The following is a 23,772-nucleotide window of genomic DNA, read 5'->3' as shown; positions in this document are numbered from 1 at the left end:
GTGATCATGAGACCAGCTTAAGAGTGGCGCCCCACTCGATGCCCGACTACCAAATCGTTAACAATCGAATGTGCTACACCGGGCACGCCACTGTGGGCAAGCCTCGTCGCTCGTCAAAGCCAAAGACGATATTGGCGCACTGGACCGCTTGGCCCGCAGCGCCCTTGCACAGATTGTCGATGGCGCCCGTCGCCACCAGCACGCCCGCGCGCTTATTGAGCGCGAGGCCAATCTGGGCGGCGTTGGTGCCGACAACCGAAGCCGTCTTGGGCTGCTGGCCAGCATCGAGCACGCGCACAAAGGTGCGACCGGCATAGAACTGCTTGTAATAGTCGACAACGTCCTCAAGAGCCAAGGAGTCGATGGCCTGCGGCGCGAGCGGCATCGTCACCGTGGAGAGCAGACCACGCTTGAGCGGTGCCAGGTGCGGGGTAAAGACAACGCGATCGGTCAGGCCAAGGATTTGCTCAATCTCGGGCGTGTGGCGATGCTTGCCCACGCCGTAGGCCTCCAAATTCTCGTCGGCGCTGCAAAAATGCGTACGAGCGTTGCAGGACTTGCCGGCACCCGTCACACCGCTGATGGCATCGACAATCACGGGACCGTTCTCGGCCACCCAGCCCGCACGCACGGCAGGAGCGGCAGCAAGGCTCGTTGCGGTGGGATAGCAGCCGGCGCAGGCAACCAGCACGGGTTTGCCGTCGGCATGATCGGATGCAGCGGTCTCCAAATCCTGGGAGAACAGCTCGGGCAGACCGAAGGCGCGGGTCTTGAGCAACTCGGGGCTCGTGTGCTTGGCGGCATACCAGGCCTCAAAGGTGGCCGGATCGCTCAGGCGATAGTCGGCCGAGAGGTCAATGCAGGAGACTCCCGCGGCAAGCAGGGCGGGCACCTGAGCCATGGCCGCGGTATGCGGCACGGCCAAGAAGACGGCGCCGCAGGATTTAAGCTCGGGGGCGTCATGCGTGGTGAAAACCAGATCGCTCACGCCAGCAAAGCTCGGATACACCGCGGACAACGGCTGGCCGGCATCGGCGTTGGACGTAATGGCGACAAGTTCAAACTCGGGATGACCGAGCACGAGGCGAATGAGCTCGGCTCCGGCATATCCAGCCGCGCCGACGATTCCAACCTTCAAAGACATATCAGACTCCTTGTCTGCGATTTATGCACTGATGCGCATTTCGCAGCGGTCGTTATGAAGTGGGTTGAAACTTTAGCACCAAAAGATGCATTAACACGTAAATGGTTTACATATTCATGCATTGAAACATTCCCGACACATTCGCTTGAAGGAATTGACAAATGGAGCGGGCCCCGTATTGACCGGCGCTCCTAACGGCGCCGGGCAATACGGGGCCCGCCCATGCGAAAACCAAATTGTTAGGATGAGCCAGCTGGCTAGAGCTCGACCGGCACCCATTCGTCGTGATTGCAGATAAAAGCCTCGGGATCCTCGACGCTAAAGAAGACGAGCGTGGGGTCGTTAGGCCCCTCATAGTGCTCGCCCAGGCGCTCTAGATGCTTCCACCCGGCTTCGCGCATTTCGTCTAAGGCCCGGTCATCCAAGCCGGCACGCCCGCGCAAGATGAGCCAGCCATGGCCCGGCCACCAACTCGTGGCCTCAAAGCGCTGATTTTGTAGCAGCTCTTGCCACACGTCTTTGGTGCGCGCTGTTACAAACCACAGCTTGCCATCCTGGATCTGCGCAAACGAAAACGGACGCACATGAGGCTGTCCGTCAACGCTCGTCGCCAAATACCATGCCGGCACCGACGTCAGATACTCCAACACCGTATTCAATCCGTCCATGTGTCCTCCTGTCGCCTGACCAGTCTTTTTGGAATGGGTAATCAATTTGGGAAATTAGAGCTCCAGGCGCTCCTCGCTGCCGTCGATATCGCAGAACCGCGCGGCGATGTTGCGGACCGAGAAGAACGCAAGGCGGCCGTCGTTGGCGCTCTCGTGTTCCTCGCCGATGCCCACCATGTGCTTAAAACCCGCTTGACGCACCTTGTCGCTCGCAACTGCGTCGTCCTCAAGTGCGGCCTCGCCGGTCAACACGATCCAGCACTCCCCCGGCTTCCAGCCCGAGAGTTCAAACTTGGGATTCGCACTCAGCTCCGCCCACACATCCTTGTCGCGCGATGCGCAAAACCACAGCTTACCGTCATCGACCATGGCAAATGAAAACGGCCTCACGCGAGGCTGATACCCGTCGGCCACATCGGTCGTGGCCAGATACCACGCCGGAATGCGCCTGAGATACGAACAGGCGCGCTCAAGCTGAGCCGTGCGGTCGTTGTCGGTCATAGGGACCCCTTTCTTGCGCTCGAATCGCGCCTAAACAAGTTGAAGATTGATGACGATGACGCAGATGAGCAGCAACGCCGTCACCACCGCCGCCAACGCATCGCTGCGGCCAAATGCAAGCGCATGCAAACGTGTGCGGCCCTGCTCGCCATGATAGCAACGGGCATCCATGGCGGCCGAAAGCGTCTCGGCATGACGGAACACGCCCGTGAACAGCGGAATCGCCACACTGCCGAGCATACGCACGCCGCCGAGCGGACCGCACGTCACGCGCGCGCCGCGGCTTGCCTGCGCGTCCGCCGTCTGCTTCATCTCGGTGGCGAACTGCGGCATAAAGCGCAACGCGATACCCATGATCATGCCGAGCTCATGCGCAGGGAGCCCCACGCGCGCAAACGGTGCGAGCAGACGCTCAAAGCCCGCGGTGAGGTCGAGCGTGGGCGTGGTGAGCGTAATGGCGCTCATGCCGGCCATCATCAGGGTCAGGCGGCACGCCATAAAGGCGGCAGAACGCAGCGAGCCCTCGCTTATCTGCAGAAAGCAGAGCTGCCACAGGATGCGCCCGCTCTGGTCGGAAAACAGGTTGAGCACTGCGACCACCACGACAATCGCCAGCAATGGTGCCATCGATGATAGGACCCGGCGCAACGGCACCCGGGACACGGCATAGATCAGGACAACGAAGATTGCGACCGGGGCCAGTCCGCGGAAGCTGCTGACTGTGAGCGTCGTGATCAGAAACACAAAGCCCAAGAGCAACTTAGTTCGCGGGTCTAGGCGGTGGATCGCACTATCGCCGGGATAGTAGCTGCCAAACGAAAACGCCTCCATTAGCAGCCCTCCTCTCGCGCGACCGTCTTTGATTTAGCAATGTCCGCGACGTTAGAAGGACCGCCCGAGCGACCGATTAGCAGGTCCACCAACTCGTCTGCCAGCGACTCAACCGTATAGAGGCCGTCAAAGCGCAGCGGCACGCCTGCCTTCGCGAGCGCCAGCGCCATGCGCTGGGCGGCGGGAACACCCAAGCCGATTGATTTAAGCTCATCCGCATGCGCAAAAACCTGCGTGGGCGTTCCCTCGGCAAACACCGCGCCCTCGTTCATCACAACGATACGGTCACAACAATTTGCCAGGTCATCCATGCTGTGCGAAACCATGACAACGGTCAGGCCTTCGTCATGTAAACGGCCAATGAGCTCCAGGAAATCCCTGCGGGCAGCCGGATCGAGGCCCGCCATGGGCTCGTCGAGCACCAGCACCTCAGGTTCCATGGCGAGCACGCCGGCAAACGCCACGCGACGCTGCTGGCCGCCCGAAAGCTCAAAGGGGCTCTTGTCGCCGACCGTGGAAAGATCGAGGCCCACGCGCGAGAGCGATGACTCGACACGACGGTCGACTTCATCTTGCGGCAAGCCAAGGTTGTGCGGACCAAACGCCACGTCCTGCGCCACGGTTTCGGCAAACAGCTGACGCTCAGGATACTGAAACACCACGCCGACCTTGGCCTTAACCGCAGCGGCGTCTTTCTTGTTTGATAGGTCGAGCCCCAGCGCGCAAATGCTTCCCTCCTGCGGACGGATCAGCCCGTTGAGATGCTGGACCAGAGTCGATTTACCCGAGCCGGTATGGCCTGCTAGCCCCAGGAACTCGCCGCGACGCACCGTCAGCGATACATCGCGCAGCGCCCACGGACTGCTGGGGTCGTTTCCCCAGAGAGCCTGTTTGCTCGATTTGCCCGCAGTGGCCGAGCGCTTATGCCAGCGGCGGCGCTCGCGCGGACTGAGCGAATAACTGTACGAAACATGGGATAGCTCTATGACGGGCTCCGACGCGTTGCCCTCGTTGTCTACCGGAACAGTGCCGTCAGCGATTTCCAACTGGGATGCGGAAGACTGCCCCGCGGTGCCTGCCCCACTTCGCTCGGCATAAGTCTGCGCAATCTCGGCGACCATATCCGCCTCACGTACCTGCGCGCAAACGGGCACGCCCTTCGCACGAAGTGTCCTACCTAAGCAGCACGACGCCGGCATATCCAGGTTGAGCTGAGCGAGTTCATTCGCCCGCGTCAGAATCTCCTCGGGCGTACCCAGCATGGCAACATGCCCCGCCCGAAACACCGCGACACGATCGGCCTCGGCGGCCTCTTCCATAAAGTGCGTAATCATCACGATGGTCATGCCGCGAGCGTGCAACGCGCGGCAAGCCTTCATGAGGCCCTTGCGTCCACGCGGATCGAGCATCGAGGAAGCCTCGTCCAATATGAGCACGCGCGGTTCCATGGCGAGCACGCCGGCAAGCGCCACGCGCTGCTTTTGGCCGCCCGAAAGCGCATGGGTCTCGTGGCACTCAAAGCCCACCAGGCCCACGCCCTTCAGCGCCTCGCGTACGCGCTGCGCAATTTGCGCCGATGGCACGCCAAGGTTTTCGGGACCAAACGCAACGTCATCTTCGACAAGCGTTGCCACCAGCTGGTCGTCGGGATTCTGGAATACCATGCCCGCGGTCGAACGAATGTCGTAGACCAGCTCGGGCTCGGACGCATCCATGCCGTTGATGCGTACCGTGCCCGCATCGGGCTGCAGCAGCGCATTCAGATGCTTGGCAAACGTCGACTTACCCGACCCATTGCCACCGAGGATGCAGAAAAACTCGCCGTCCTTAATGCTCAGATCGATGCCGTCAAGCGCCTGGGCGGCACCGTCATAGCTAAAGGAAACGCCCCGACACTCAATCATGCGCGGCCTTTGACCTGGTCCTTTTTAGGCGTGATGAGGTTGGAGACTGCTTTATACACCACCAGCGTCAACACCGAGTTAAGCACGGTCTTGATAAGGTTGAACGGCAGTACGGCAGGAATCATGAGCGGGGCGATCGCATCGACCGAGCCATACCAGAACCAAACGCCAATGGTAAGGTTTGCGACCATAGACAGCGCCGTAGCGGCAATGACGCCGAGCACCAGGCCAATCACGGCACCCTTATAGGTGTGCATCTTCTGGTAAACGGTAGCCGCGGGCAGAATGTAGCCCAGCGTGGCAACCAGGTTCATAAGCGCGCCGACCCAGTCACCCGTGGTGAGCGCATGGATAACGATCGCCATGGCGGCAACAGCAGTGCCGGCGCCAGGACCATACGCAAAACCGCACACCATCGCCGGCACCAGCGACGGGTCATACGTCAAAAACGGCGCCGAAGGAAGGATAGGCAGCTGCACGTACATAAACAGGGCGCCCAAGGCGCACATCAACGCCATGGTAACGAGCTGTTTGGTGCTCCACCTATTCGTGTTCTCAAAATGGATATGCTGCGACTGTTCAGACATAAGATCACCTGCCTCTTTCATCCGGACTCTAACCGTTGGTACTGGGATCTCACCAGTTCAGCCGGCATGCGAACCAACGCACACACGGGTCGCGGACTCATCGGCTCGGTCGCAGGCATCTCACCTGCGCCACGGTACCCCTTTGGCACCGCCCGATTTACCGCCAGTGGGGAATTCCACCCCGCCCTGAAACAGCAATTGCAAGTGTAGCACGAGCAGGTTTTCGCGCAAGTATGCCAAGGGTAATTTGTGGCGGAGATCAGTTGCCGCAACAACCACGTTCCCCACCCATCCCAAAGTAGCGCGCCTTTCGCGCAAAGCGCGAAACAGCGAAGGGGACACGTATCCCCATCGACCACATCCTTCTCCGCCCGCCGACCTCAAGGCCGTAAACGCAGGGAATCCGGGGGCGGGACGGGGACTTCTCTCCGGAATATTCCGCAGGACGCAAAGAGGCTCCGCAGCGCGAAGCGCGATGCGGAGCCTCTTTGCATGTCCGAGGACGTTCCGGAGAGAAGTCCCCGTCCCGCCCCCGGATTCCCGGTGGGAGTTCTAGACCTTGTCGGCCTTAGTACATACCGCCGCCCTGCTGACCAGCGGTGGCAGCAGCGATAGCATCCTCAAGCTGAGTGTTCTTGGGCACATCGGAGACGGTAGCCTCGGTGATGAGGATCAGGCTGGCGACAGAAGCAGCGTTCTGCAGGGTGACGCGGCTGACCTTGACGGGGTCGAGGACGCCCATCTCAATCATGTCGCCCCACTCGCCGTTGGCAGAGTTGAGACCCTGGCCGGCAGGCAGCTCGGCAACCTTGTCGACCACGACAGCGCCCTCAAAACCAGCGTTCTTGGCGATGGTAGCGACCGGAGCGGTCAGAGCCTTCTTGACGATGTCGACACCGATCTTCTCCTCGGGGTCGTCGAGCTCAACGGCGTCGAGCGCAGGAGCAGCGTCCATGAAGGCGACGCCGCCACCGGCGACGATGCCCTCCTCAACAGCAGCGCGGGTTGCCTGCAGGGCATCCTCGACGCGGTGCTTGATCTCCTTGAGCTCGGACTCGGTAGCAGCGCCGACCTTGATGACGGCAACGCCACCGGAGAGCTTGGCCAGGCGCTCCTGGAGCTTCTCGCGGTCGAAGTCAGAGGTGGTGTTCTCCATCTCGCCCTTGATCTGAGCGATACGGGCGTCGATGGCCTCCTTGGAGCCAGCGCCGCCGACGACGACGGTGTTGTCCTTGGAGATGGTGACGGACTTAGCGGTACCGAGCATATCGGCGGTGATGTCAGCGACCTTCACGCCCAGCTCGTCCAGGGCAGCCTGGCCACCGGTGAGGACGGCGATGTCCTCGAGGATGCGCTTGCGGCGATCGCCGTAGCCCGGGGCCTTGACGGCGCAGACGTTGAGGGCGCCACGGATCTTGTTGAGGACCAGGGTAGGCAGAGCCTCGCCGTCGATGTCCTCAGCGATGATGAGCAGGCCACGGCCAGCGCGCTGGACAGCCTCGAGAACGGGCATGATGTCCTGAACGCTGGAGATCTTCTGGTCGGTGATGAGGATGTACGGATCCTTCATCACGGCCTCCATGCGGTCGTTGTCCGTGACGAAGTAAGCGGAGACATAGCCCTTGTCGAACTGCATGCCCTCGACGGTGTCGATGGTGATGTCGAACGTCTGGGAATCCTCGACGGTGATGACGCCGTCCTTGCCCACGACCTCCATGGCCTCGGCGATCTTCTCGCCGACCTCGGGGTCACCAGCGGAAATGGTGCCGACGGAAGCGATCTGCTCCTTGGTCTCGACCGGCTTGGCCTGCTTCTTCATCTCAGCGACGGCGGCGTTTACAGCCTTGTCGATGCCGCGACGGATGGCCAGCGGGTTGGCGCCGGCAGCGACGTTGCGCAGACCGTCGTTGACGATAGCCTGAGCGAGCAGGGTCGCGGTGGTGGTGCCGTCACCCACGGTGTCGTTGGTCTTGGTGGCGACCTCCTTCACCAACTGAGCGCCCATGTTCTCGATGTTGTCCTCGAGCTCAATCTCCTTAGCGACGGAAACGCCGTCGTTGGTGATGGTCGGGGCACCGAACGTGCGCTGCAGAGCGACGTAACGGCCCTTGGGGCCCATGGTGACGGTAACGGCGTCGGCCAGAGTGTTGACGCCCTTTGCGAGCTTGGCGCGGGCATCGGTGTTGAACGTAATGTTCTTTGCCATGGTAGGTAATCCTCCAAAAGAAATGTGACTCGCGTCGCCGGTTCCGAGTCCTATGCGGCGATCGCGTTCAAAGACGAATCAGAGATTCTGACGAGACTAGGCCTCGACGACAGCGTAGATGTCGTCGGCGCGCATCAGCAGATACTTCTCGCCGTCGACCTTGACCTCGTTGCCACCGAACTTACCGTAGATGACAACGTCACCGACCTTGACGTCCATGGGGATGCGCTCACCCTTGTCGTTGACCTTGCCGGCGCCCACGGCAACGATGGTGCCGCGCTGCGGCTTCTCCTGAGCGTTGCTGGCGATATACAGACCAGAAGCGGTCTTCTGCTCGGCCTCGTCGGGCTTGACCAGAACACGATCTGCAAGCGGCTTCAAAGACGACATGCTTGTCTCCTCCTTTTTGGGCCGCGCGGTTATACCACGCGAATTAACCCTTTTTGTTTGCGTACGCGTTGAATGGTACCCACGAATGGCGGGTTATACAACACGGAGTCAAAAAATCTTATTTTTTGGCACTTAGATTTTCTGAATGCCGGGGGATAACTTAGCGGAGCCACACGGGAGGCAGGTTAACTAATTCGGGCCCGACATTCAGAAAAGTCAGTGCAGCAAAATGGCGATGCAGATGTTGCGAACAAGAAAGGGGCACGTTGCTGAAACGTGCCCCCTATGAGTGGGGTATGAGGCTAGCGCTCGTAGATTACGTTACCTGCCAGGTAGGTGGCCTGAACCTTGGTGGCTTGCAGTTCTTGGGGGTCGATGGTGAGTGGGTTTTGATCCAGGACTACCAGGTCGGCGTATTTGCCGGGTTCCAGGCTGCCGAGGTTTTGCTCGTCGCCCGCTGCGTACGCGCTGCCCAGGGTGTAGTTGCGCAGGGCTGTTGCTGCATCGATGCGCTCGCTCGGCAGCCAGCCGCCCTCGGGCCAGTGGCTTTTGGGGTCCTGGCGCGTGATAGCCGTGTAGAGCACGTTCATGCTGGTAACAGCTGTGATAGGGCTGTCGGTACCGAAGGCTTGGCGAATGCCGCGCTGCTTATAGGTCGCAAACGGCCACATGATGCGGCTGCGTTCCAAGCCCAGATCGCGCTCCGGACCACCCGGGTCGAGCGTGATATGGCAGGGCTGGCTCGAGGCAATGACGTTGAGTTTGCGCAGACGATCGATGTCCTCGGGCAGCAGATTCTCCAAATGCTCAAGCGTATTATGGCCGTGCTGGGGCAAGCCGTAGAGTTCTGCCGCCTCCTCAAAGATATCGAGTGCGGCATGGATGGCGCCGTCGCCGATAACGTGGATGCGCACGGTGTGGCCGCGCTCGGCTGCCGCCAGAACCAGCTTGCGCATGCGCTCGGCGGGAACCGTCAGACGACCCTGGTCGCCCGGGAAGCGCGGGTTGGTATAGGGATCGGTGAGATATGCGGTATGCTCGCTCGACACGCCGTCGAAGAACTGCTTAAAGCCCGGCGCCGAGAGCAACGCATTGTTTGCGTAGCGAGTCTGAAGCTCTTCCAAGCGCGATTGGTCATCCAACAGCGTGGGGAACAGGTGGGCGCGAATGCCCAGCTTGCCGGCGGCCTGCAACTTGTCATAGACGTCGTCGCGGATAAAGTCGCAGCCCGGCATGGGCATGAGCGACATGTCGCAAATCGAGGTAATGCCCTGCTCGGCCATGCGTTTCATTTGGTCGGCATACGCGCTCGCGATGCGGTCCTCGCCCAGCCACTCAAGACAGCGCGGCAGCAGCTGCATGGCCGCAGCCTCGTGAGCGATACCCGTGAGCTCGCCATTTGCATTCTTGTCGTAGCTGCCACCCGCCGGCGGCTCGCTGTCACGCGTCACGCCGAGCGCCTCGAGCGCGCGGCTGTTGAGCCACAGCGTATGCCCGTCGCCCGAGTACATAACACAGGGGCGATCGGGAAAAGCAGCATCGAGCGACGCCTTGGTGGGATGCTCGGGCGGATCCCAGCGGTAATCGCGCCAGCCCTGCGTCACGACCCAGGCGTCGTCGGGCAGGTCCTGGGAAAACTCGAGTGCGTGCTGCACCAGCGCCGCCTCTGACGTGCCCATATCCATGAGCATATACGGCGAGGAGCCAACCGAGGTATGGAAGAAGTGCAGGTGCGCGTCATGGAAACCGGGGCAGATGAACTGCTCGCCGTAATCGATCACCGGCGTGACGGCAGGCGCGGCGGCAATCACGTCATCGGGCGCGCCGACTGCAACGATGCGATCACCCGCGATGGCGATCGCCAGCTCGCGGGCGGTATCGATGCCGTCTTGGGCGGTAAAGACGTTCTTGGAGCGGATAATCCGATCGATATGTTGCATGGGCATCCCCATCTCTGGCGGGTAATTCAACACCCCGAGTGTACTTCCCCGCCCTTGCAACAAAACCCCAAGCGGCAAACGGCAACTTTACCAGCCCTAGCGGCAGGTGGCATACTGAAGAGAGCCTGTACGATTTTGCGATCAACCCAGCAAGGAGCAAATCGACCATGACGAAGACCAAGGCACAGCAGATTATGGCGGCAACCGAGGTTCGCGCGGCAGACGACGTCACCGCGGCCATCCGAGATATCGCCGCCGAGTTTGAGCCCTATATCATCAAGCAGCGCCGGCACTTCCATAAGCACCCGGAGCTGAGCCTCGCCGAAGAGCGCACGACTTCTGACATCGCCAACCAGCTCGACGCCATGAATATCCCCTACGAGCGTCCCCTTAAGACGGGCCTGGTGGCGACCCTTCGCGGCACCGCGCCCGACGCCTATCGCGAGGACGGCACGCCGCGCCGCCGCATCCTGCTGCGTGCGGATATCGACGCCCTGCCCGTCACCGAGCAGACCGGCGAGGAGTTCGCCAGCGTCAACGAGGGCTGCATGCACGCTTGCGGCCACGACTGCCACATCGCCATGATGCTCGGAACGCTGCAAATCCTGCGCCATATGACCGACGACATCCACGGCGAAGTCCGCATCGTCTTCCAGCCCAGTGAGGAAAACGGCCAGGGCGCCAAACTCATGATCGGCACGGGTGTGCTCGACGGCGTCGACGGCGCCTACGCCGCGCACATCTGGAGCGAGGTCGACGCCGGCACCGTAAGCTGCGAGCCCGGCCCGCGCATGGCCAATACCGACTGGTTCCGCATCGATGTCCGCGGCACCTCGTGCCACGGCGCCATGCCCCAGCGCGGTCACGACGCCGTTATGGTGGCCGCCGAGATCGTCAACGCCCTGCAGACCATCGTCTCGCGCGAGATCAGCCCCTACGAGCCGGCCGTCATCACCGTCGGCGAGCTGCACGGCGGCACCGCACGCAACGTTATCGCCGGCACGGCCTACCTCGCCGGCACGGTGCGCACCTACGGCGATTCGACCCACGAGGAAATGCCGGAGCTTATGCGCCGCATCGTGGAGCATACCGCGGCCGCCTTGGGCGCCGAGGCTGAGCTCACCGACTACACCATCGCCAACTACAAGGTCGAAAACGACGCCGCCTCGAGCGAGCGCTGCCGTCAGGCTGTTATTAAGTGTCTGGGCCCCGCCGGCCAAGGCCATTATCGCGGCACGCTCTCGGGCGAGGATTTTTCGGAGTACCTGCGCCGCGTACCGGGCGTGCTCGCCTTTGTAGGTACGCGCAACCCCAAGATTGGCGCCACGTACGCCCAACATTCCTGCTTTTACAAGATTGACGAGACCGTGCTGGCAAAGGGCTCCATGGTGGCCGCCCAGTATGCTATCGACTTTTTGGCCGAGCCCACGCAAGAGGAGCTCGACGGCCCCACGATCGCCGCGGTTGCCGAGACCAACCCCGACTTGGCCGCCAAGCTGCGCTCTGCCAAGGCAACAGCCGCTGAGGCGCGCGACGCCATGCACGATGCTCGCACCGCTCGCCATGCTGCAATCAAGGGCATCCACGATGCGCGGGCTGCCGCTCGCCACGAGGAGAAGCGCGACGAGTAGCCATCACGCCCACCCATAACAACCTGGCTAGAGCAAAGCGGGGGCGAACGTTATCTCAACGTTCGCCCCCGCTTATGTGTCGACCGCTTTTCTAGCGCGTCCTCCGTCACGACAGGAAAGAGCGAAGGATGGTGAGCCAGCGTGGGGGTTCGAGGTGGATGATGTCGTCGGGGACTCCGGCGGGCGCATGGCCGCCAAAGAGTAGGCCGGCATCTACCGGATTGATGAGGCGCACGATCCATACGGCGATGACCAGCATGCACAACACGGTGACTGCAATGTCGACACCACGCTTTAGCTTGCTCGATGCCACCTCCTCGCGCACGAACGCGAGCACAAACGCAATCGGCACCACCCAAAACAGCGGATGGTAGGCAAAGGCCGCCGCAAAATCGAGACGCAGCGCCGCCAGCCACGCCCTCGTCATGCCGCATCCCGGACAAGGAGCGCCCGTCATCATTCGAAAAATGCAGCCGATATCGAGCAGGTAGAGCGCGAGCCAGGCGACAAAGAGCGCGCCGGTGCAAAAAAGGGCGCGGCGAAGGAGCTCTGCCGTGCCCCTATGTCCCTGGGAGCTGTTCACGCCGCCCTTATTGTTAGGCACGAGCGCCAAGGCGAGTGTTGTAAGCCGTTGCCATGGCATTGGTATTATTGATGATGATGTTCATAGCGAAGATGGGACCAAGGCCGCACAGGAGCGCGCCGAAGATCTGCCACAGAAGAACGGTGGTGCCGTTTTCCTGGAACACCAGGCCGTAGCGAGGAGCGTTGGCCTGCAGGCGGTTGCCAATCTTGTAATACCAGTAGTACGCGTAGAAGCCGCAGGTCACAAACGATAGAAGGATGAATTCCGCCAGACCCGGCGTGTAATCGCCGTCATCCTGACACAACGTGTTGACGTCGCGTGCCAAGCAATACAGGAAGTAGAACGAATAGATACCGCAGGTCACAAGAGAGAGCAGCAGCCAGCCGATCAGGCTGCGGTCAGCCTTAATGGGGCCATAGCCCATCGGAGCGGATGCGGACTGTTGGGCGTATTGACCGGTGTACTGCTGCTGAGGCTGGGGCACGGGCTGAATAGCCTGGGCCGGAGCGGGCTGGGGCTGCGGGGCCGGAGCGGCAGAAGCGGCACCAACGGCGGATCCGCAAACAGGGCAGAATTTGGCATCATCCGAAATGGGAGAACCACAAGTGGGACAGAACATGAGCCTCTCCTTTTCCTAAGGCGTCGCACGCCTTCAAACCTTACACGTCTACGTTCTCAACAATAGCCGCGACGTTGTTGCGCAACATTGACCAATTTCCGAGAAATTTTGCTGCAACCGTTTTCCCAGGCATTTTCTTGCTTTCGCAGTAGAAAAAGGCACCCCGGGCTCAGTTGCCCAGGGCGCCTCGACCGGCTATTCGGTTTGATTGTTTTCGGCAGCAGGATTATCGCCCGGCTCATCCGCCGGCGTGGCAACGGCATCCCAATCGGGCTCCGCAGGCGTCGCCTCGGACGCCGGTGCGGGGACAGGAGCAGGTGCCGGGGCAGGGGCAGGCGCGGGTGCCGGGGCAGGTGCAGGCGCGGGTGCCGGGGCAGGCGCAGCACCAGTGGCTGCCGTGGGATTGAATCCCGCAGGAGCAGGCTTCTTCTCACCCGGGAGCACAAAAGTCAAAACGTCGTCCTTGTCCTCATCGGCCCATTCGCTTGCATAACGTGCAGCCCAATAGCCAACGGCACGGTGCTTGAGCATCTTGCCAAAGACCGTAAGGAACACCGTGACGAATGCAATCAGCACCAGGAACAATACGAGCGTGACACCACCGGCGGTAACAATCGCCTCGATACCCGTGGGGCGATAGTAATAGCCGTACGCGCCAATTCCGGCGATGGCACCAAAGACAGCTGTCAAGATCCACGTAATGGCGTTGGAAACCAGGCCCGTCAAAAACTCGGGAAGGAACGAAGCGCAGAACAGCTTGGTCTTGTTGTGCTTAAACGCCGCCCAGACCTTGTCGAGCGAAAACGCGCTCTCAACGCGCCCGGTCACCGCAAAGTGCATCACGGCAATGTCGGCGAACATCTTAAAGAAGACCCCCAAGACTGCCGTGGCAATCATAGCCAGGACAAGCAGGCCGAGCGAACCGAACAGCGCAGCCTCGAGCGCATAGGAGCCATAGTAGGAGTACGAGCCTGCGGCACCAAGCGCCACGCCCTCCACCAGCGAAAGCACTACACCGATAACGGGAATGGCAGCGATAACCTCGAGCACGACCGAAATAACGCTCGAAAAGACTCCGAGACCAAACGACGTGGAACGCATCAGCGGACGATCCATGCCGTCATCGATCTTAAGCGACAGATCGCGACCCCACTCGATGCCAAAGCCGGAACCGCACACGCTCGCAATGCAAGCTGCCAAAAAGCCGATGGCAGCCGCAATGCCGCCAATAACGGGAATAAACAACACGAGCACCGACACAACGCAAATCAGCGCCGGCAAAAACGCGATTTGGCATACACGCTGAAGCACGCCCGGAGTCTTTGTCATATCTTGGAACGCCTGAGCCGTGCAGCCCTTTGGCGCATTCGCCACGGGCGGTTGCGGAACAAACTGCTGGGGCTGAGGCTGACCCTGAGGGGTGGAAGCTGCAGCACCAGCATTAGGAGCACCGCACACGCCGCAGAACTTGTCGTTATCGCCCATAGGAGCGCCACACTGCGAACAGAACATCGAAATCATCCCTTCGTATGTTGAGCGAATCACCTGGATCGCAAACGATGTCTTTGGCATCATTATCACCCAATGTGAGGACAAATACTCTTAGATGACGTATTTGCAACGCGCGAGGCGCTTTTCGATTGTTTGATGAATGCGTTCGCGCTAGTTCGTGCCGCGGAAACCCTTGCCGACGATCTCGGAGCTGTCGACAATCGTGATAAAGGCACCCGGATCGACTTCGCGCGCATAGCGGCGCAGTTGCACGGCCTCGCGACGGCTCAGCACGCTCATGATCACCGTCACGCACTTGCCCGAGAAGGCACCGTAGGCACGACTGATAGTCGCCGTACGATTGAGATGCTTGACGATAAACTCCTCGACCTTAAGGGGCTCGGAACAAATGACCGTGCAGACCTTACGAAGGTGAATGCTCTCGATGGCCTTGTCGACCACGAGCGTCTTGGCAAACAGGCCGAGCACGCAATACAGGCCGACACGCGGGCCATACAAAAAGGCCGCGATGGTCACGATGCCGATATCGACCAACAGCAGTGCGCGGCCAATCTCGAGCGTGGTGCGGCGCTTGAGGATCATAGCGAGGATATCCGTGCCGCCCGTCGAGGCGCCGATATCAAAGACGATGGCGCTGCCGAGCGCCGGCAGAATCACGGCAAAGCACAGGTCAAGCCACATATCGCCCGTCATCGAGATATCGGTCGGGATAAAGAGCTCAAACAGCGAAACATAGGCGGACAGTGCAAACGAGGCGAAGACGCTCCACAGGATTGCCTTGCGCTCCAAAAAGATAAAGCCCAAAACGACGAGAACCGCGTTGATAATCCACATAAAGACGCCGACGGGCAGGGTCGGGAACAGCGTGGACAGAATGACCGACACGCCCGAGGTGCCGCCAAAAGCAAAGTGATTAGGGGTTTTAAACGCAACGATGGCAAAGGCCGTAAGAATCAGGCCCAGATTGAGCTCGGCGAAAAAGCGCGGGAAGCCTGGCTCCTGGCTGCGCTTTTGGCCGGCACGCTCACCGCGCTCGATATCGGTGCGATCGACCACGCGCTCCATCGGCACCACGGGAGGACGATGCATCTCCTCGGCAGCACGCGATGCCGCCTCTGCCGCGGCGGCCTCAATCGCCCATGCCTTGCTTTCTGTTTCGTGCTCGTCGGCCATTACGGCAACCCCTCGTTAACAATTTGGAAACAATGCGTCCATTAGGGTAACGCGGAACGCGACGATTGCAACCCCTAGTTAGACGAGCGGTATGCCTACATCGGGGGGCATACAAATAACGGCCGGCCACGCTTTTGCTTGCGCGGTCGGCCGTTTAACGTTTTCGCAGATAAAACCTGCCAAAACAAACCTGTCCCTTTTTGGAAGGTTATTCGTGCTGGCTGGTGCGGTGCTCGTACTCCTCGGGGGTGATGACGTCCTCGATGCGCAGGTTGACGCCCGCCACCTCAAGGCCCGTCATCGCGGCAAGGCGCTCGGTGACGCGTGCCTTGACATCGTCGAAGATCGCGGGCGCATAGGCACCGTACTCGATAATGACGGAGATGTTGACGACCACGCGATTGTCATCGGTGACCTCGACCGTCACGCCCTTGGTCAGATTCTCGGCACCAAACTGCTCCTGCACAAAGTGCATGAGGTTACCCTTCATGCCCAGAACGTGCGGAACCTCGCGGGTGGCCATGGCAACGATCTTCTCGATCACACCGTTGGAATAGGTCAGCGAGTCCTCGGACTCGTCCGCCTCCTCGTCGTCCTCATCCTCATCGGACTCGACCTCGACAAGAGCCTCGTCCTCGAGCGTCACATCCTCGGCTTCGGCGACGACCGCCTCGTTCTCCTCGAGCTCGGTATCGGCTACATCGACCTTCGTGTTAAAAGCCATGGTTCCTCCTTATGCCTGCCGCAGATGCGACAGTCGAATACATATTAGCGGCCTATTAGCGGCCGCTAAACAGACGGCCGAAGAAGTTGACGATCCCGTTCTCGCCGTCGCGAATTTGGCCGATCACAGCGCCGATCAGCACGAAGAATGCAATGACGAGCGTGTCCCACAGGCCCAACGTGAGCACCAACACGGCGAGGATAAAGCCAGCGACGGCGCCAAGCGTGGTGTTGGGATGACGCACGGCATAGCTCCAGATGGCAGCGCCCGTACCCTTGATGAGACCCATAGCCTCGTCAAAATCCGCGGCTGCCGCGTCTTGTAACTCGGTTGCCTCTGCTTTGGAATCAACAGGTTCGTTCGCCGGCGTGGCGCTCTGGTCAATCGTCAGGCGCGGCGTACGAGCGGTCTTGTCTTGATTGGTATCACTCACCGGAAACCTCCACGGTCTGGACGGTAGTCTTGGACGGCAAAAAACGAACGCGTGCGGTCGTGCCCGGCGTGCCAAGCATGGTGTCGCAAGCTTCCTCGATGCGCCGCTGCATCGCAGTAGCCAGAGATGCCACGTCCTTATCGTCAAGCGCGATAGCCTCGACCTTAAATCGGACGTGCGAATCGTCGGAGCCTTGGACGCGGGCCTCGACATGCTCGACCATCACGCGGTCGTCGCGCTCGGCAGCAGCCCTAGCACACGAAGAAAGCGCCGCAAGGGTGACCTCGATATTGCGCTCCCCCGCCGGATGCACACAGGACGGCTCGCGACGAGCAAACATCAGGCGGAAGAAGCTTACCAGCACGCCGATCGCCACAACTCCGCCGCATGCCGTCACGACAATGCGCGGCATGGGGTCGCGCATCAGCAGCATAAAGCGATACGTATACGGCCCCCAAAACTGGCAGACAAGCGTACCCAGCGCCACGATGGCGGCGGCAAGATACACAATCGCTAGGGCTCGTTTGAGTACGCGCACGTGGCGCTCCCTTCAAATCTCGGCACTCGAAATACAAAACGGTTCGCATCATTATAAAAGAGCCGGGTCCGGTGCTCTACGCACGCGGATCCGGCTCATCTATTCCACGAGGCTTGCATGCTCGCTTCATTATGCCCAGATATGCACGGCTTAACCCGTGCGGGCGCTACTCCTCCTCGAGGGCAGCGATGACCTCGTCGGTCATGTCCATGGTGCTGTAAACATCCTGGACGTCGTCGAGCTCCTCAAGACGGTCGATGAGGCGCTGAACCTTCTTGGCGTCGGCGCCGGAGACCTCGGTCGGGGTGGTCGGGACCATGGTGGTCTCGGAGCCCTTGACCTGGACGCCCTGCTCCTCGAGCGCCTTGGAGACAGCCATGACCTCATTAGCAGTAGTCCAGACGATCCACTCCTCGCCGGCATCCTCGTAGTCCTCGCCACCGGCCTCGGCGATGGCCATCATGAACTCATCCTCGTCACCGGCAGCACCGTTGGCGATCATGGTCTCCTTCTTGGCGTTCTCGTCCAGGATCTCCTTGGCGACGACGATCTGGCCCTTGCGCTCAAACTGGAAGGCGACGGAGCCCGAGGTGCCCAGGTTGCCACCAGCGTGGGAGAAGGCGGAACGGACATCAGCGGCGGTACGGTTGCGGTTGTCGGTCAGGCAGTCGACGTAGACGGCGACACCGGCGGGACCGTAGCCCTCGTACACGATGTTCTCGTAGACGGCGGCATCGGCACCCGAACCAAAAGCCTTGTCGATAGCGGACTTGATCTTGTCCTTAGGCATGGACTGAGCCTTGGCCTTGGCAACGGCAGCGGCGAGGCTGGCGTTGTTCTCGGGCAGCGGGTCACCGCCGAGACGGGCAGCAACGGTGATGTTGCGGCTGAGCTTGGAGAAGAGGGCGGAACGCTTGGCGTCCTGCGCGCCCTTACGATGCTTGGTTGTGGCCCACTTAGAGTGTCCGGACATACGTGTCTCCTATCGGTTTCGACCTAAAGCCCAGCGCAGATGCTCGGGCAATATAAACAAACGTCGTTATGATATACCTACTGCCCTGCGAGATAAACCCCAAAATGAAGGCGTCGTGATGATGTCCCCTTTGGTGCAAAGAAACCTGGCCCTCAATGCACCAAATTAGAACCAGAAGAAGTCGCTGCGGGTGACGGTGGCGCCGATGGCGAAGGGCATGCAGGCGATGACCGGATACAGGTAGCGCATGTAAGTCGAGCCGTTGCACGGGCCAATCAGGCACACAGCGAGCACGCCCAACAGCGGCACCCAGATCGCCAGCGCACGCCATGAATGACGACGCAGCAAGTAGACCACCACGGCGATCATGATCCACACATAGGTGGCCGAGCTCATGGTGAGCGAGATAAAGGGAACACGCTGCACCGCCACACGGTACAAATTGATCAGGTGGTCGCACCAGCGCACCACGTTGCTGTCAACCGGATGGAAGTCGAAGTACTTGAGGTTGTCGGGACGCGCCATGATCTCGGCACTACGCGCCGTGCTGTAGACCCAGGCATCGCGCGCGCTCGGATAAAAATAACCGTAGTAGTTATTGATGAGCGCCGAGATATAGCACTCGGGATCCTTTTTGAACATCTGGGCCCACACCTCAAAATAGGCCTTGATGTCCTCCTGCGAGGCGTACTCGTTAAAGCAGTTCTTGACGGCATCGGACTTGTCGGGGTTGTAGCGGCGGCCCAGATTCTCGTACTTGAGCACGCGGTCGATCACGGCGCGCTCTTCGTCGGTCACCAAACCGTCGCAGGGTGCCTCCACGATGGTGCCGTCCTCCTTAACCGTAGGGTTGACGCCCGAGTTGAGGCCGTCGTGCTTTTGGACGAAACGAGCCGTCTGCTGGAACGGAATCGAAAGGATTTCGCGCTTGGAGCCGGGCGTAATGTCGTGCGCCGGCATAAAGACCTTGGTGAAGTACATATTAGAGGCAAGGCAGAGCGCGAGCACCGCGAGAACGCCAACCCAGCGGAAACGCGGGATGGCGCCCGAAGGCGCAGCGCCAGTCTGCTTGGCTGCACGACGAGCCACATGCACGTCCCATACGCAAAACGCCGCCGCGATTACGCATGCCGCCAGGGGAAACACCAGGCCGCCGTTGCGCAGAAACGTGGAACCCATGGCGCCCAGAGCGAGCAGCAGCCAGTCGTGGCGCGCAAAGAGCACGGGGGCTTTCTCGCCCGCTCGCTCGACATTGGCATCACGACGGGGCAAGCCACATGCCACGAGCTTGACGGTCTGCACCAACAGCACCAAAAACGCGTCGGCAAAGAGCACGTCTTTGGTGAGCAACGCCGCGTAGTTAGAAAACATCGGCATAAACGCGAAGAACAGCAGGATCGCACCGCGAACCGGCAGGCTCACGCCCAGTTTGCGCAGCGACGAAATGGAATAGGCCATGCAGGCGGCCGTGATGACGAACTGAGCACAGGTGTAGATGGCAAGACCTGCGTTGGCGCTGTTGAACAGCGAAAGCCCCAGCTGAACGCACGAGCCGATAATGGCCGTGTGCACTACGGGATGATGCCCGTTGAGCAGCACGTTGGGGTTGAGTAGGCGCAGGTAGTCGCTCGTGCCGTTGGGATAGTTGAACCACTGGCGAATCTGCGCGCCCGTATCTCCCATAAAAAGGCCAGGCAGCGAAGCGATGAGCGTGGGCGCCCAGGCGATCATAAGCACCAGGAAGGGCCCGGCAAAAGGATGGACCGAGAGCACGGCGTGAGCCACACGCCATACGCGGCCAAAGTGCGCTTCCGAAAACGGAATGCGCCGAGAGCTCAGCCAATCTAGACACTCAAAGGCAAGGTAGAAGGCAACGATCGCTAGGAGCATCCAGCCCGCGCCGCCAATCCAGGCGCAGATGATGCGGGCTTTGTCGCCAAGGACAATCTCGGCCGAGTCGGTGAGATCGTAGCTGCGGCCGAACACCATGCAGATGGCGAAGAACAGCGACGGCAGAATGATCGATGGACGCCAGGTGTCGCCACGGCCAAAGAACACGTAGCGAAACGGCAGAGTGAGCAGGCAGGCAAGCGCAAGCAGCATGACCGCGTCGGTATGGCCGGCAAACGAGAGGAGCACCTCGTAGCACACGTACAGCATGCCCGAGGCGTTGGGGTCAATCGCCAAGACTGCGTTGCTCGACACCGGGGAGGGATCGATGGAAAACGCCGTGGTCGCCAACAGCGCGAGCAAAAATGCGATGAGCGTCTGCTTGGCGGGGTAGCGCTTAAACCAGACGATGCGGGCAGCGTCGCGCGCAGCCGTTGTGGAGAGGTCGGAATCCTTCACAGTCCGAAAGCCTTTCTAGAAACCTACCAAAAAGGGACAGGTTTATTTTGGCAGGTTTTATCTGGGGAAACGTTACGGTTCTGTCATCGTTGCCCAGCAAACCACCACAAAGGTGCCTGTCCCCTTTGTGGTGGTCTTGGTTAGGCGTCGAGGTAGATGCGCTGGGGGCGATTGCGGTGTCGGGCGAAGATGACGAGCGCCAGGCCCACGATTACGAGCGGCAGGCTCAGCAGCTGTCCCATCGTGATGACGCCTCCCAGCAGATAACCCAGCTGCGCATCGGGCACGCGCACAAACTCAATGAGGAAGCGAACGATGCCGTAGCCCATCACAAAGACGCCCATAAACGTGCCTTGGGGCAGCAGCGGCTTTTTGCGGCTGAGCACCTGCAGAATGCAAAAGAGCACGATGCCCTCAAGAAATGCCTCGTAGAGCTGGGAGGGGTGACGCGGCATATCGCCCGCAGTCCCGCCAAAAACCACACCCCAGGGCAGATCGGTCGGCTTGCCCCACAGCTCTCCGTTGACAAAGTTGGCACAACGGCCCAGGCACAAGGCCAGCGGCGCGCCTATGACGGCAAGGTCTGCCAAAGTCCATGCGTCGAGCTTATACATGCGGCACACGATGATGCCGCCGATAATGCCGCCCACCAGGCCGCCATGGAAGCTCATGCCGCCCTCGTTGGTGGCAAAGATCTCGAGCGGGTGCGCCCAGTAGTAGCCATCACCGTAAAAGACGACGTAGAACAGGCGGGCACCGATAATGAGGCCAAAGACCACGCCGACCACGACACTCGTCAGGTCGTCAATCGTGATGTTAAAGCCCCAGCGGCGCTGCGTGCGGTACATGACGACCGCCGTGAGCAGAGCGCCGACCACGTAGGCCAGGCCGTACCAGTAGATAGTGATGGGGCCCGCCGAGATCGCGACAGGATCAAGCATATGGTAGAAGTCGTTGAGCATGTCGATCCTCCTACTCCCTACATACAAATGCGGCCGCGGGCCTTGCGCTCGCAGCCGCATATTTGGGCGTAACGTCTATGCGGAGTATGCCGTCCGCAGCTTTCGCATCTTAGAACGGCGCGTACTCGTCGTACAGGTCCTCGGCCTCGCCGGAAGCATTGACCTGCTCGACGCGGGTAACGCCGGGCACGTGCTCCTTCAGGATACGCTCGATGCCCATAGACAAGGTCAGCGAGCTCATGGGGCAGCCGGCGCAAGCGCCCTGCAGCTCCAGTTTGACGACGCCCTCGTCGTCAACGCCCACATACTCCATATCGCCGCCGTCGGCCTGCAGGTTGGGGCGAATCTCTTCAAGAACCTTCTTAAGCAGCTCTTCGTTAACAGCCACAGGGGCTCCTTTCTCACAATTACGCGGGCGCGCCCGCGGACAGAAGCTATGTTACTACAGCCATGTACCCGCTTAGGCGCCAGCCATGCGTGCGGACACGACTTTCACGAGCGGTCAATTTGGGACGGGTCTCTTTTGGCTGTTTTGCCGCCAGCTGGCGTTGCCACGAGCTACTGCTGAGCCTGCCCCTCGGTGCCGATGTGAACATCGACGATAACCTGGCGGTAGCTGATGCCACAGGAGTCGAGGATGCGGCGGCTGATGCGTCCATCATCGGTATCGGCGTACTTGTTGTCCAGGTAGACGACCTCGCCCACGCCCACCTGCGCCAGGATCTTGGCGCAGTCGTGGCACGGGAACAGCGTAACGTAGACCGTGGAACCCTCGAGATCCTTGAGCGAGCCACGGTAGTTGAGCACGGCGTTGGCCTCGGCATGGACCACGTAGTTGTGCTTGTCCTGCAGCGGGTCGTCGCTCGTACCCCACGGGAAAAAGTCGTCGTTGAGCGCCGAGGGCGTACCGTTGTAGCCCACCGAAAGGATGCGGTGGTTGGTGCTGGCGATGCACGCACCCACCTGCGTATTGGGGTCCTTGCTGCGGCGCTGCGCGGCGATGGCCACGCTCATAAAGAACTCGTCCCAGCTAATGACGTCCAGGCGCTTGCCTGACGAAGTTTGATGAAGATCGTCCGACATGGCAGACACCTCCGTAATCGCAATAGTTTGACCCATTGTAGCAGGTGAAAGGTGGGGGCGTTTGTCCCACCGGCGCCCTCACCTTTACACGCGGCGGGGCTTTTGGTTGATGCGGTAGAGCTCGGCGAGACCCCGCAACGTCAGCGCGTCGTCGACCGTCAGACTGTGACCGACAAGGGCCGCAAGTGCCTCGGCATCGTCGCCGGTAATGACGATGGGCACATCGCCCTCCCCCGCGGCCTTGGTCGCGCGCATCTCGGCAAGCACCATGTCGAGCATGCCGTCGATGCGGGCTACCTCGCCCAAGACCACTCCCGAGCGCATGGCCTCGCGCGTGTTACGGCCGATGACGTGCGTCGGTGCCGAGGGCTCGACCTGCGGCAGACGCGCCGCAGCGGCCGAAAGCGAGCGGGCGCCGAGCGCCAGACCCGGCGCGATGACGCCGCCCACAAAGGTACCGTGCGCGTCGATGACCTCGATATTGGTCGTCGTGCCCAGGTCGATCACGATGCACGGAGAGCCGTAGACGGCACGGGCCGCCACGGCGTCGGCGATGCGGTCGGGGCCGATCTCGGCCGGGTCGTCGTAGTGCACGGGCATGCCGGTCTTAAGTCCCGGCCCCACGGTGAGCACGCGTCCCGTGCAGGTACGGGAAAGCGCCGCCTTCCATGGGCGTTCGAGCGCCGGCACCACGCAGCTCAGCACTGCGGCCGCGGGAACGAGTGCACCCGGCATGCCCGCATCGGCTGCCAATGCGCCCATGACCTGCGCGAGCCTCATGTGCGCCTCGTCTGCCGTAATGCTCGACGGCGTCGTGATCTCGCACGTCGCAAGCGGGCATTCCTGCGCCGCGGCCGAATCCTCGGCAAACAGGCCAAAGCGAATGAACGTGTTGCCCACGTCGACCGTCAATATATATGCGCACCCATTAAGCATCGTCGGCGCTCCTTTCGTCTGCCCAGCAGTATATCGCCTACCTAAACCAGTCATCCCAAAATGACTAGCTTGCGGCTATACT

Annotated in this window: 23 protein-coding genes and 1 riboswitch; of the genes, 1 reads left to right on the top strand and 22 read right to left on the bottom strand. The window is 60.8% G+C overall.

The genetic code is table 11. From position 1 onward, the window contains the following. Window positions 1-73: 73 nt before the first annotated feature. The 9 genes from argC to AAA138_RS02140 all read right to left on the bottom strand — a co-directional run bounded on the left by argC (window position 74) and on the right by AAA138_RS02140 (window position 10,171). Complete coding sequence (gene argC / locus AAA138_RS02180) at window positions 74-1,144, bottom strand: N-acetyl-gamma-glutamyl-phosphate reductase (RefSeq protein ID WP_343011776.1); 1,071 nt, start codon at window positions 1,142-1,144, stop codon at window positions 74-76. 257 nt (window positions 1,145-1,401) lie between these two features. Then, on the bottom strand, window positions 1,402-1,812 hold the full coding sequence (locus tag AAA138_RS02175; RefSeq protein WP_099432117.1) for a pyridoxamine 5'-phosphate oxidase family protein: 411 nt from the start codon (window positions 1,810-1,812) through the stop codon (window positions 1,402-1,404). Between the two features lie 54 nt (window positions 1,813-1,866). Next, window positions 1,867-2,313, bottom strand: a complete 447-nt coding sequence (locus AAA138_RS02170) for a pyridoxamine 5'-phosphate oxidase family protein (RefSeq protein WP_349089386.1) — start codon at window positions 2,311-2,313, stop codon at window positions 1,867-1,869. Window positions 2,314-2,343: 30 nt separating this feature from the next. After that, on the bottom strand, window positions 2,344-3,144 hold the full coding sequence (locus tag AAA138_RS02165; RefSeq protein ID WP_349089385.1) for an energy-coupling factor transporter transmembrane component T: 801 nt from the start codon (window positions 3,142-3,144) through the stop codon (window positions 2,344-2,346). After that, entirely contained in the window at window positions 3,144-5,048 is a 1,905-nt protein-coding gene (locus AAA138_RS02160) for an energy-coupling factor transporter ATPase (RefSeq protein WP_349089383.1), read from the bottom strand. The genes AAA138_RS02165 and AAA138_RS02160 overlap by 1 nt, the downstream gene beginning before the upstream one ends. Next, window positions 5,045-5,635 carry an ECF transporter S component gene (locus AAA138_RS02155; RefSeq protein WP_117745765.1) on the bottom strand — a complete coding sequence of 197 codons (591 nt, stop codon included), beginning with the start codon at window positions 5,633-5,635 and terminating at the stop codon, window positions 5,045-5,047. The genes AAA138_RS02160 and AAA138_RS02155 overlap by 4 nt, the downstream gene beginning before the upstream one ends. Before the next feature lie 5 nt (window positions 5,636-5,640). Then, window positions 5,641-5,833: riboswitch (FMN riboswitch) on the bottom strand. Between the two features lie 370 nt (window positions 5,834-6,203). Continuing rightward, window positions 6,204-7,841, bottom strand: a complete 1,638-nt coding sequence (gene groL, locus AAA138_RS02150; protein ID WP_022094352.1) for a chaperonin GroEL — start codon at window positions 7,839-7,841, stop codon at window positions 6,204-6,206. Between the two features lie 96 nt (window positions 7,842-7,937). Then, entirely contained in the window at window positions 7,938-8,231 is a 294-nt protein-coding gene (gene groES / locus AAA138_RS02145; RefSeq protein WP_022094351.1) for a co-chaperone GroES, read from the bottom strand. 302 nt (window positions 8,232-8,533) lie between these two features. Beyond that, a complete protein-coding gene (locus AAA138_RS02140) occupies window positions 8,534-10,171 on the bottom strand; it encodes an amidohydrolase (RefSeq protein ID WP_349089382.1) in 1,638 nt (545 codons plus the stop codon). A 167-nt stretch (window positions 10,172-10,338) separates the two neighbouring features. Between AAA138_RS02140 and AAA138_RS02135 the strand changes: the two genes are divergently transcribed. Continuing rightward, window positions 10,339-11,802, top strand: a complete 1,464-nt coding sequence (locus AAA138_RS02135) for a M20 family metallopeptidase (RefSeq protein ID WP_349089381.1) — start codon at window positions 10,339-10,341, stop codon at window positions 11,800-11,802. Between the two features lie 106 nt (window positions 11,803-11,908). Here AAA138_RS02135 and AAA138_RS02130 read toward each other — a convergent pair whose 3' ends face one another. The 13 genes from AAA138_RS02130 to AAA138_RS02070 form a co-directional block, all read right to left on the bottom strand. After that, a complete protein-coding gene (locus AAA138_RS02130) occupies window positions 11,909-12,406 on the bottom strand; it encodes a DUF2752 domain-containing protein (RefSeq protein ID WP_199573591.1) in 498 nt (165 codons plus the stop codon). Continuing rightward, the gene (locus AAA138_RS02125; RefSeq protein ID WP_117770102.1) at window positions 12,399-13,007 is read right to left on the bottom strand and encodes a DUF4234 domain-containing protein; all 609 of its coding nucleotides are present in this window, start codon (window positions 13,005-13,007) and stop codon (window positions 12,399-12,401) included. Before AAA138_RS02125 ends, AAA138_RS02130 begins: the two co-directional genes overlap by 8 nt. A gap of 195 nt (window positions 13,008-13,202) precedes the next feature. Further along, window positions 13,203-14,519: a zinc-ribbon domain-containing protein gene (locus AAA138_RS02120; protein ID WP_349089380.1), complete on the bottom strand. Its 1,317-nt coding sequence runs from the start codon at window positions 14,517-14,519 to the stop codon at window positions 13,203-13,205. A gap of 150 nt (window positions 14,520-14,669) precedes the next feature. Further along, window positions 14,670-15,692, bottom strand: coding sequence for a YitT family protein (locus AAA138_RS02115; RefSeq protein ID WP_349089379.1), 1,023 nt, complete (start codon window positions 15,690-15,692; stop codon window positions 14,670-14,672). 208 nt (window positions 15,693-15,900) lie between these two features. Continuing rightward, on the bottom strand, window positions 15,901-16,416 hold the full coding sequence (locus tag AAA138_RS02110; protein WP_161115101.1) for an Asp23/Gls24 family envelope stress response protein: 516 nt from the start codon (window positions 16,414-16,416) through the stop codon (window positions 15,901-15,903). Window positions 16,417-16,471: 55 nt separating this feature from the next. Continuing rightward, window positions 16,472-16,849 carry a DUF2273 domain-containing protein gene (locus tag AAA138_RS02105; RefSeq protein WP_233540326.1) on the bottom strand — a complete coding sequence of 126 codons (378 nt, stop codon included), beginning with the start codon at window positions 16,847-16,849 and terminating at the stop codon, window positions 16,472-16,474. Beyond that, entirely contained in the window at window positions 16,842-17,387 is a 546-nt protein-coding gene (locus AAA138_RS02100) for a hypothetical protein (protein WP_349089378.1), read from the bottom strand. Before AAA138_RS02100 ends, AAA138_RS02105 begins: the two co-directional genes overlap by 8 nt. 166 nt (window positions 17,388-17,553) lie before the next feature. After that, entirely contained in the window at window positions 17,554-18,360 is an 807-nt protein-coding gene (locus AAA138_RS02095) for a YebC/PmpR family DNA-binding transcriptional regulator (protein ID WP_006234926.1), read from the bottom strand. Window positions 18,361-18,525: 165 nt separating this feature from the next. After that, complete coding sequence (locus AAA138_RS02090; RefSeq protein WP_349089377.1) at window positions 18,526-20,709, bottom strand: DUF6020 family protein; 2,184 nt, start codon at window positions 20,707-20,709, stop codon at window positions 18,526-18,528. Between the two features lie 140 nt (window positions 20,710-20,849). After that, the gene (gene lgt / locus AAA138_RS02085) at window positions 20,850-21,671 is read right to left on the bottom strand and encodes a prolipoprotein diacylglyceryl transferase (RefSeq protein ID WP_349089376.1); all 822 of its coding nucleotides are present in this window, start codon (window positions 21,669-21,671) and stop codon (window positions 20,850-20,852) included. Between the two features lie 109 nt (window positions 21,672-21,780). Then, window positions 21,781-22,059, bottom strand: coding sequence for a NifU family protein (locus AAA138_RS02080; protein WP_035137589.1), 279 nt, complete (start codon window positions 22,057-22,059; stop codon window positions 21,781-21,783). A gap of 170 nt (window positions 22,060-22,229) precedes the next feature. Then, a complete protein-coding gene (locus AAA138_RS02075) occupies window positions 22,230-22,754 on the bottom strand; it encodes a dCMP deaminase family protein (protein WP_099432128.1) in 525 nt (174 codons plus the stop codon). A gap of 84 nt (window positions 22,755-22,838) precedes the next feature. Next, window positions 22,839-23,690 (bottom strand): type III pantothenate kinase, encoded by an 852-nt coding sequence (locus AAA138_RS02070; RefSeq protein ID WP_349089375.1) that lies wholly within the window; start codon window positions 23,688-23,690, stop codon window positions 22,839-22,841. Between the last annotated feature and the right edge of the window lie 82 nt (window positions 23,691-23,772).

This window comes from Collinsella sp. CLA-JM-H32B (assembly GCF_040098065.1).
Classification (GTDB): Bacteria; Actinomycetota; Coriobacteriia; order Coriobacteriales; family Coriobacteriaceae; genus Collinsella.
The sequence above is the reverse complement of the archived record's forward strand: the minus strand, read 5'-3'. Positions and strand labels throughout refer to the sequence as shown.

Coding starts and splice junctions, on each gene's coding strand:
- groES (WP_022094351.1), bottom strand. CDS start 8,231: ATGTCGTCTTTGAAGCCGCTTGCAGATCGTGTTCTGGTCAAGCCCGAC.
- lgt (WP_349089376.1), bottom strand. CDS start 21,671: ATGCTCAACGACTTCTACCATATGCTTGATCCTGTCGCGATCTCGGCG.
- AAA138_RS02135 (WP_349089381.1), top strand. CDS start 10,339: ATGACGAAGACCAAGGCACAGCAGATTATGGCGGCAACCGAGGTTCGC.
- AAA138_RS02095 (WP_006234926.1), bottom strand. CDS start 18,360: ATGTCCGGACACTCTAAGTGGGCCACAACCAAGCATCGTAAGGGCGCG.
- AAA138_RS02140 (WP_349089382.1), bottom strand. CDS start 10,171: ATGCAACATATCGATCGGATTATCCGCTCCAAGAACGTCTTTACCGCC.
- AAA138_RS02155 (WP_117745765.1), bottom strand. CDS start 5,635: ATGTCTGAACAGTCGCAGCATATCCATTTTGAGAACACGAATAGGTGG.
- groL (WP_022094352.1), bottom strand. CDS start 7,841: ATGGCAAAGAACATTACGTTCAACACCGATGCCCGCGCCAAGCTCGCA.
- AAA138_RS02125 (WP_117770102.1), bottom strand. CDS start 13,007: ATGTTCTGTCCCACTTGTGGTTCTCCCATTTCGGATGATGCCAAATTC.
- AAA138_RS02115 (WP_349089379.1), bottom strand. CDS start 15,692: ATGGCCGACGAGCACGAAACAGAAAGCAAGGCATGGGCGATTGAGGCC.
- AAA138_RS02120 (WP_349089380.1), bottom strand. CDS start 14,519: ATGTTCTGTTCGCAGTGTGGCGCTCCTATGGGCGATAACGACAAGTTC.
- argC (WP_343011776.1), bottom strand. CDS start 1,144: ATGTCTTTGAAGGTTGGAATCGTCGGCGCGGCTGGATATGCCGGAGCC.
- AAA138_RS02075 (WP_099432128.1), bottom strand. CDS start 22,754: ATGTCGGACGATCTTCATCAAACTTCGTCAGGCAAGCGCCTGGACGTC.
- AAA138_RS02110 (WP_161115101.1), bottom strand. CDS start 16,416: ATGGCTTTTAACACGAAGGTCGATGTAGCCGATACCGAGCTCGAGGAG.
- AAA138_RS02170 (WP_349089386.1), bottom strand. CDS start 2,313: ATGACCGACAACGACCGCACGGCTCAGCTTGAGCGCGCCTGTTCGTAT.
- AAA138_RS02070 (WP_349089375.1), bottom strand. CDS start 23,690: ATGCTTAATGGGTGCGCATATATATTGACGGTCGACGTGGGCAACACG.
- AAA138_RS02160 (WP_349089383.1), bottom strand. CDS start 5,048: ATGATTGAGTGTCGGGGCGTTTCCTTTAGCTATGACGGTGCCGCCCAG.
- AAA138_RS02175 (WP_099432117.1), bottom strand. CDS start 1,812: ATGGACGGATTGAATACGGTGTTGGAGTATCTGACGTCGGTGCCGGCA.
- AAA138_RS02165 (WP_349089385.1), bottom strand. CDS start 3,144: ATGGAGGCGTTTTCGTTTGGCAGCTACTATCCCGGCGATAGTGCGATC.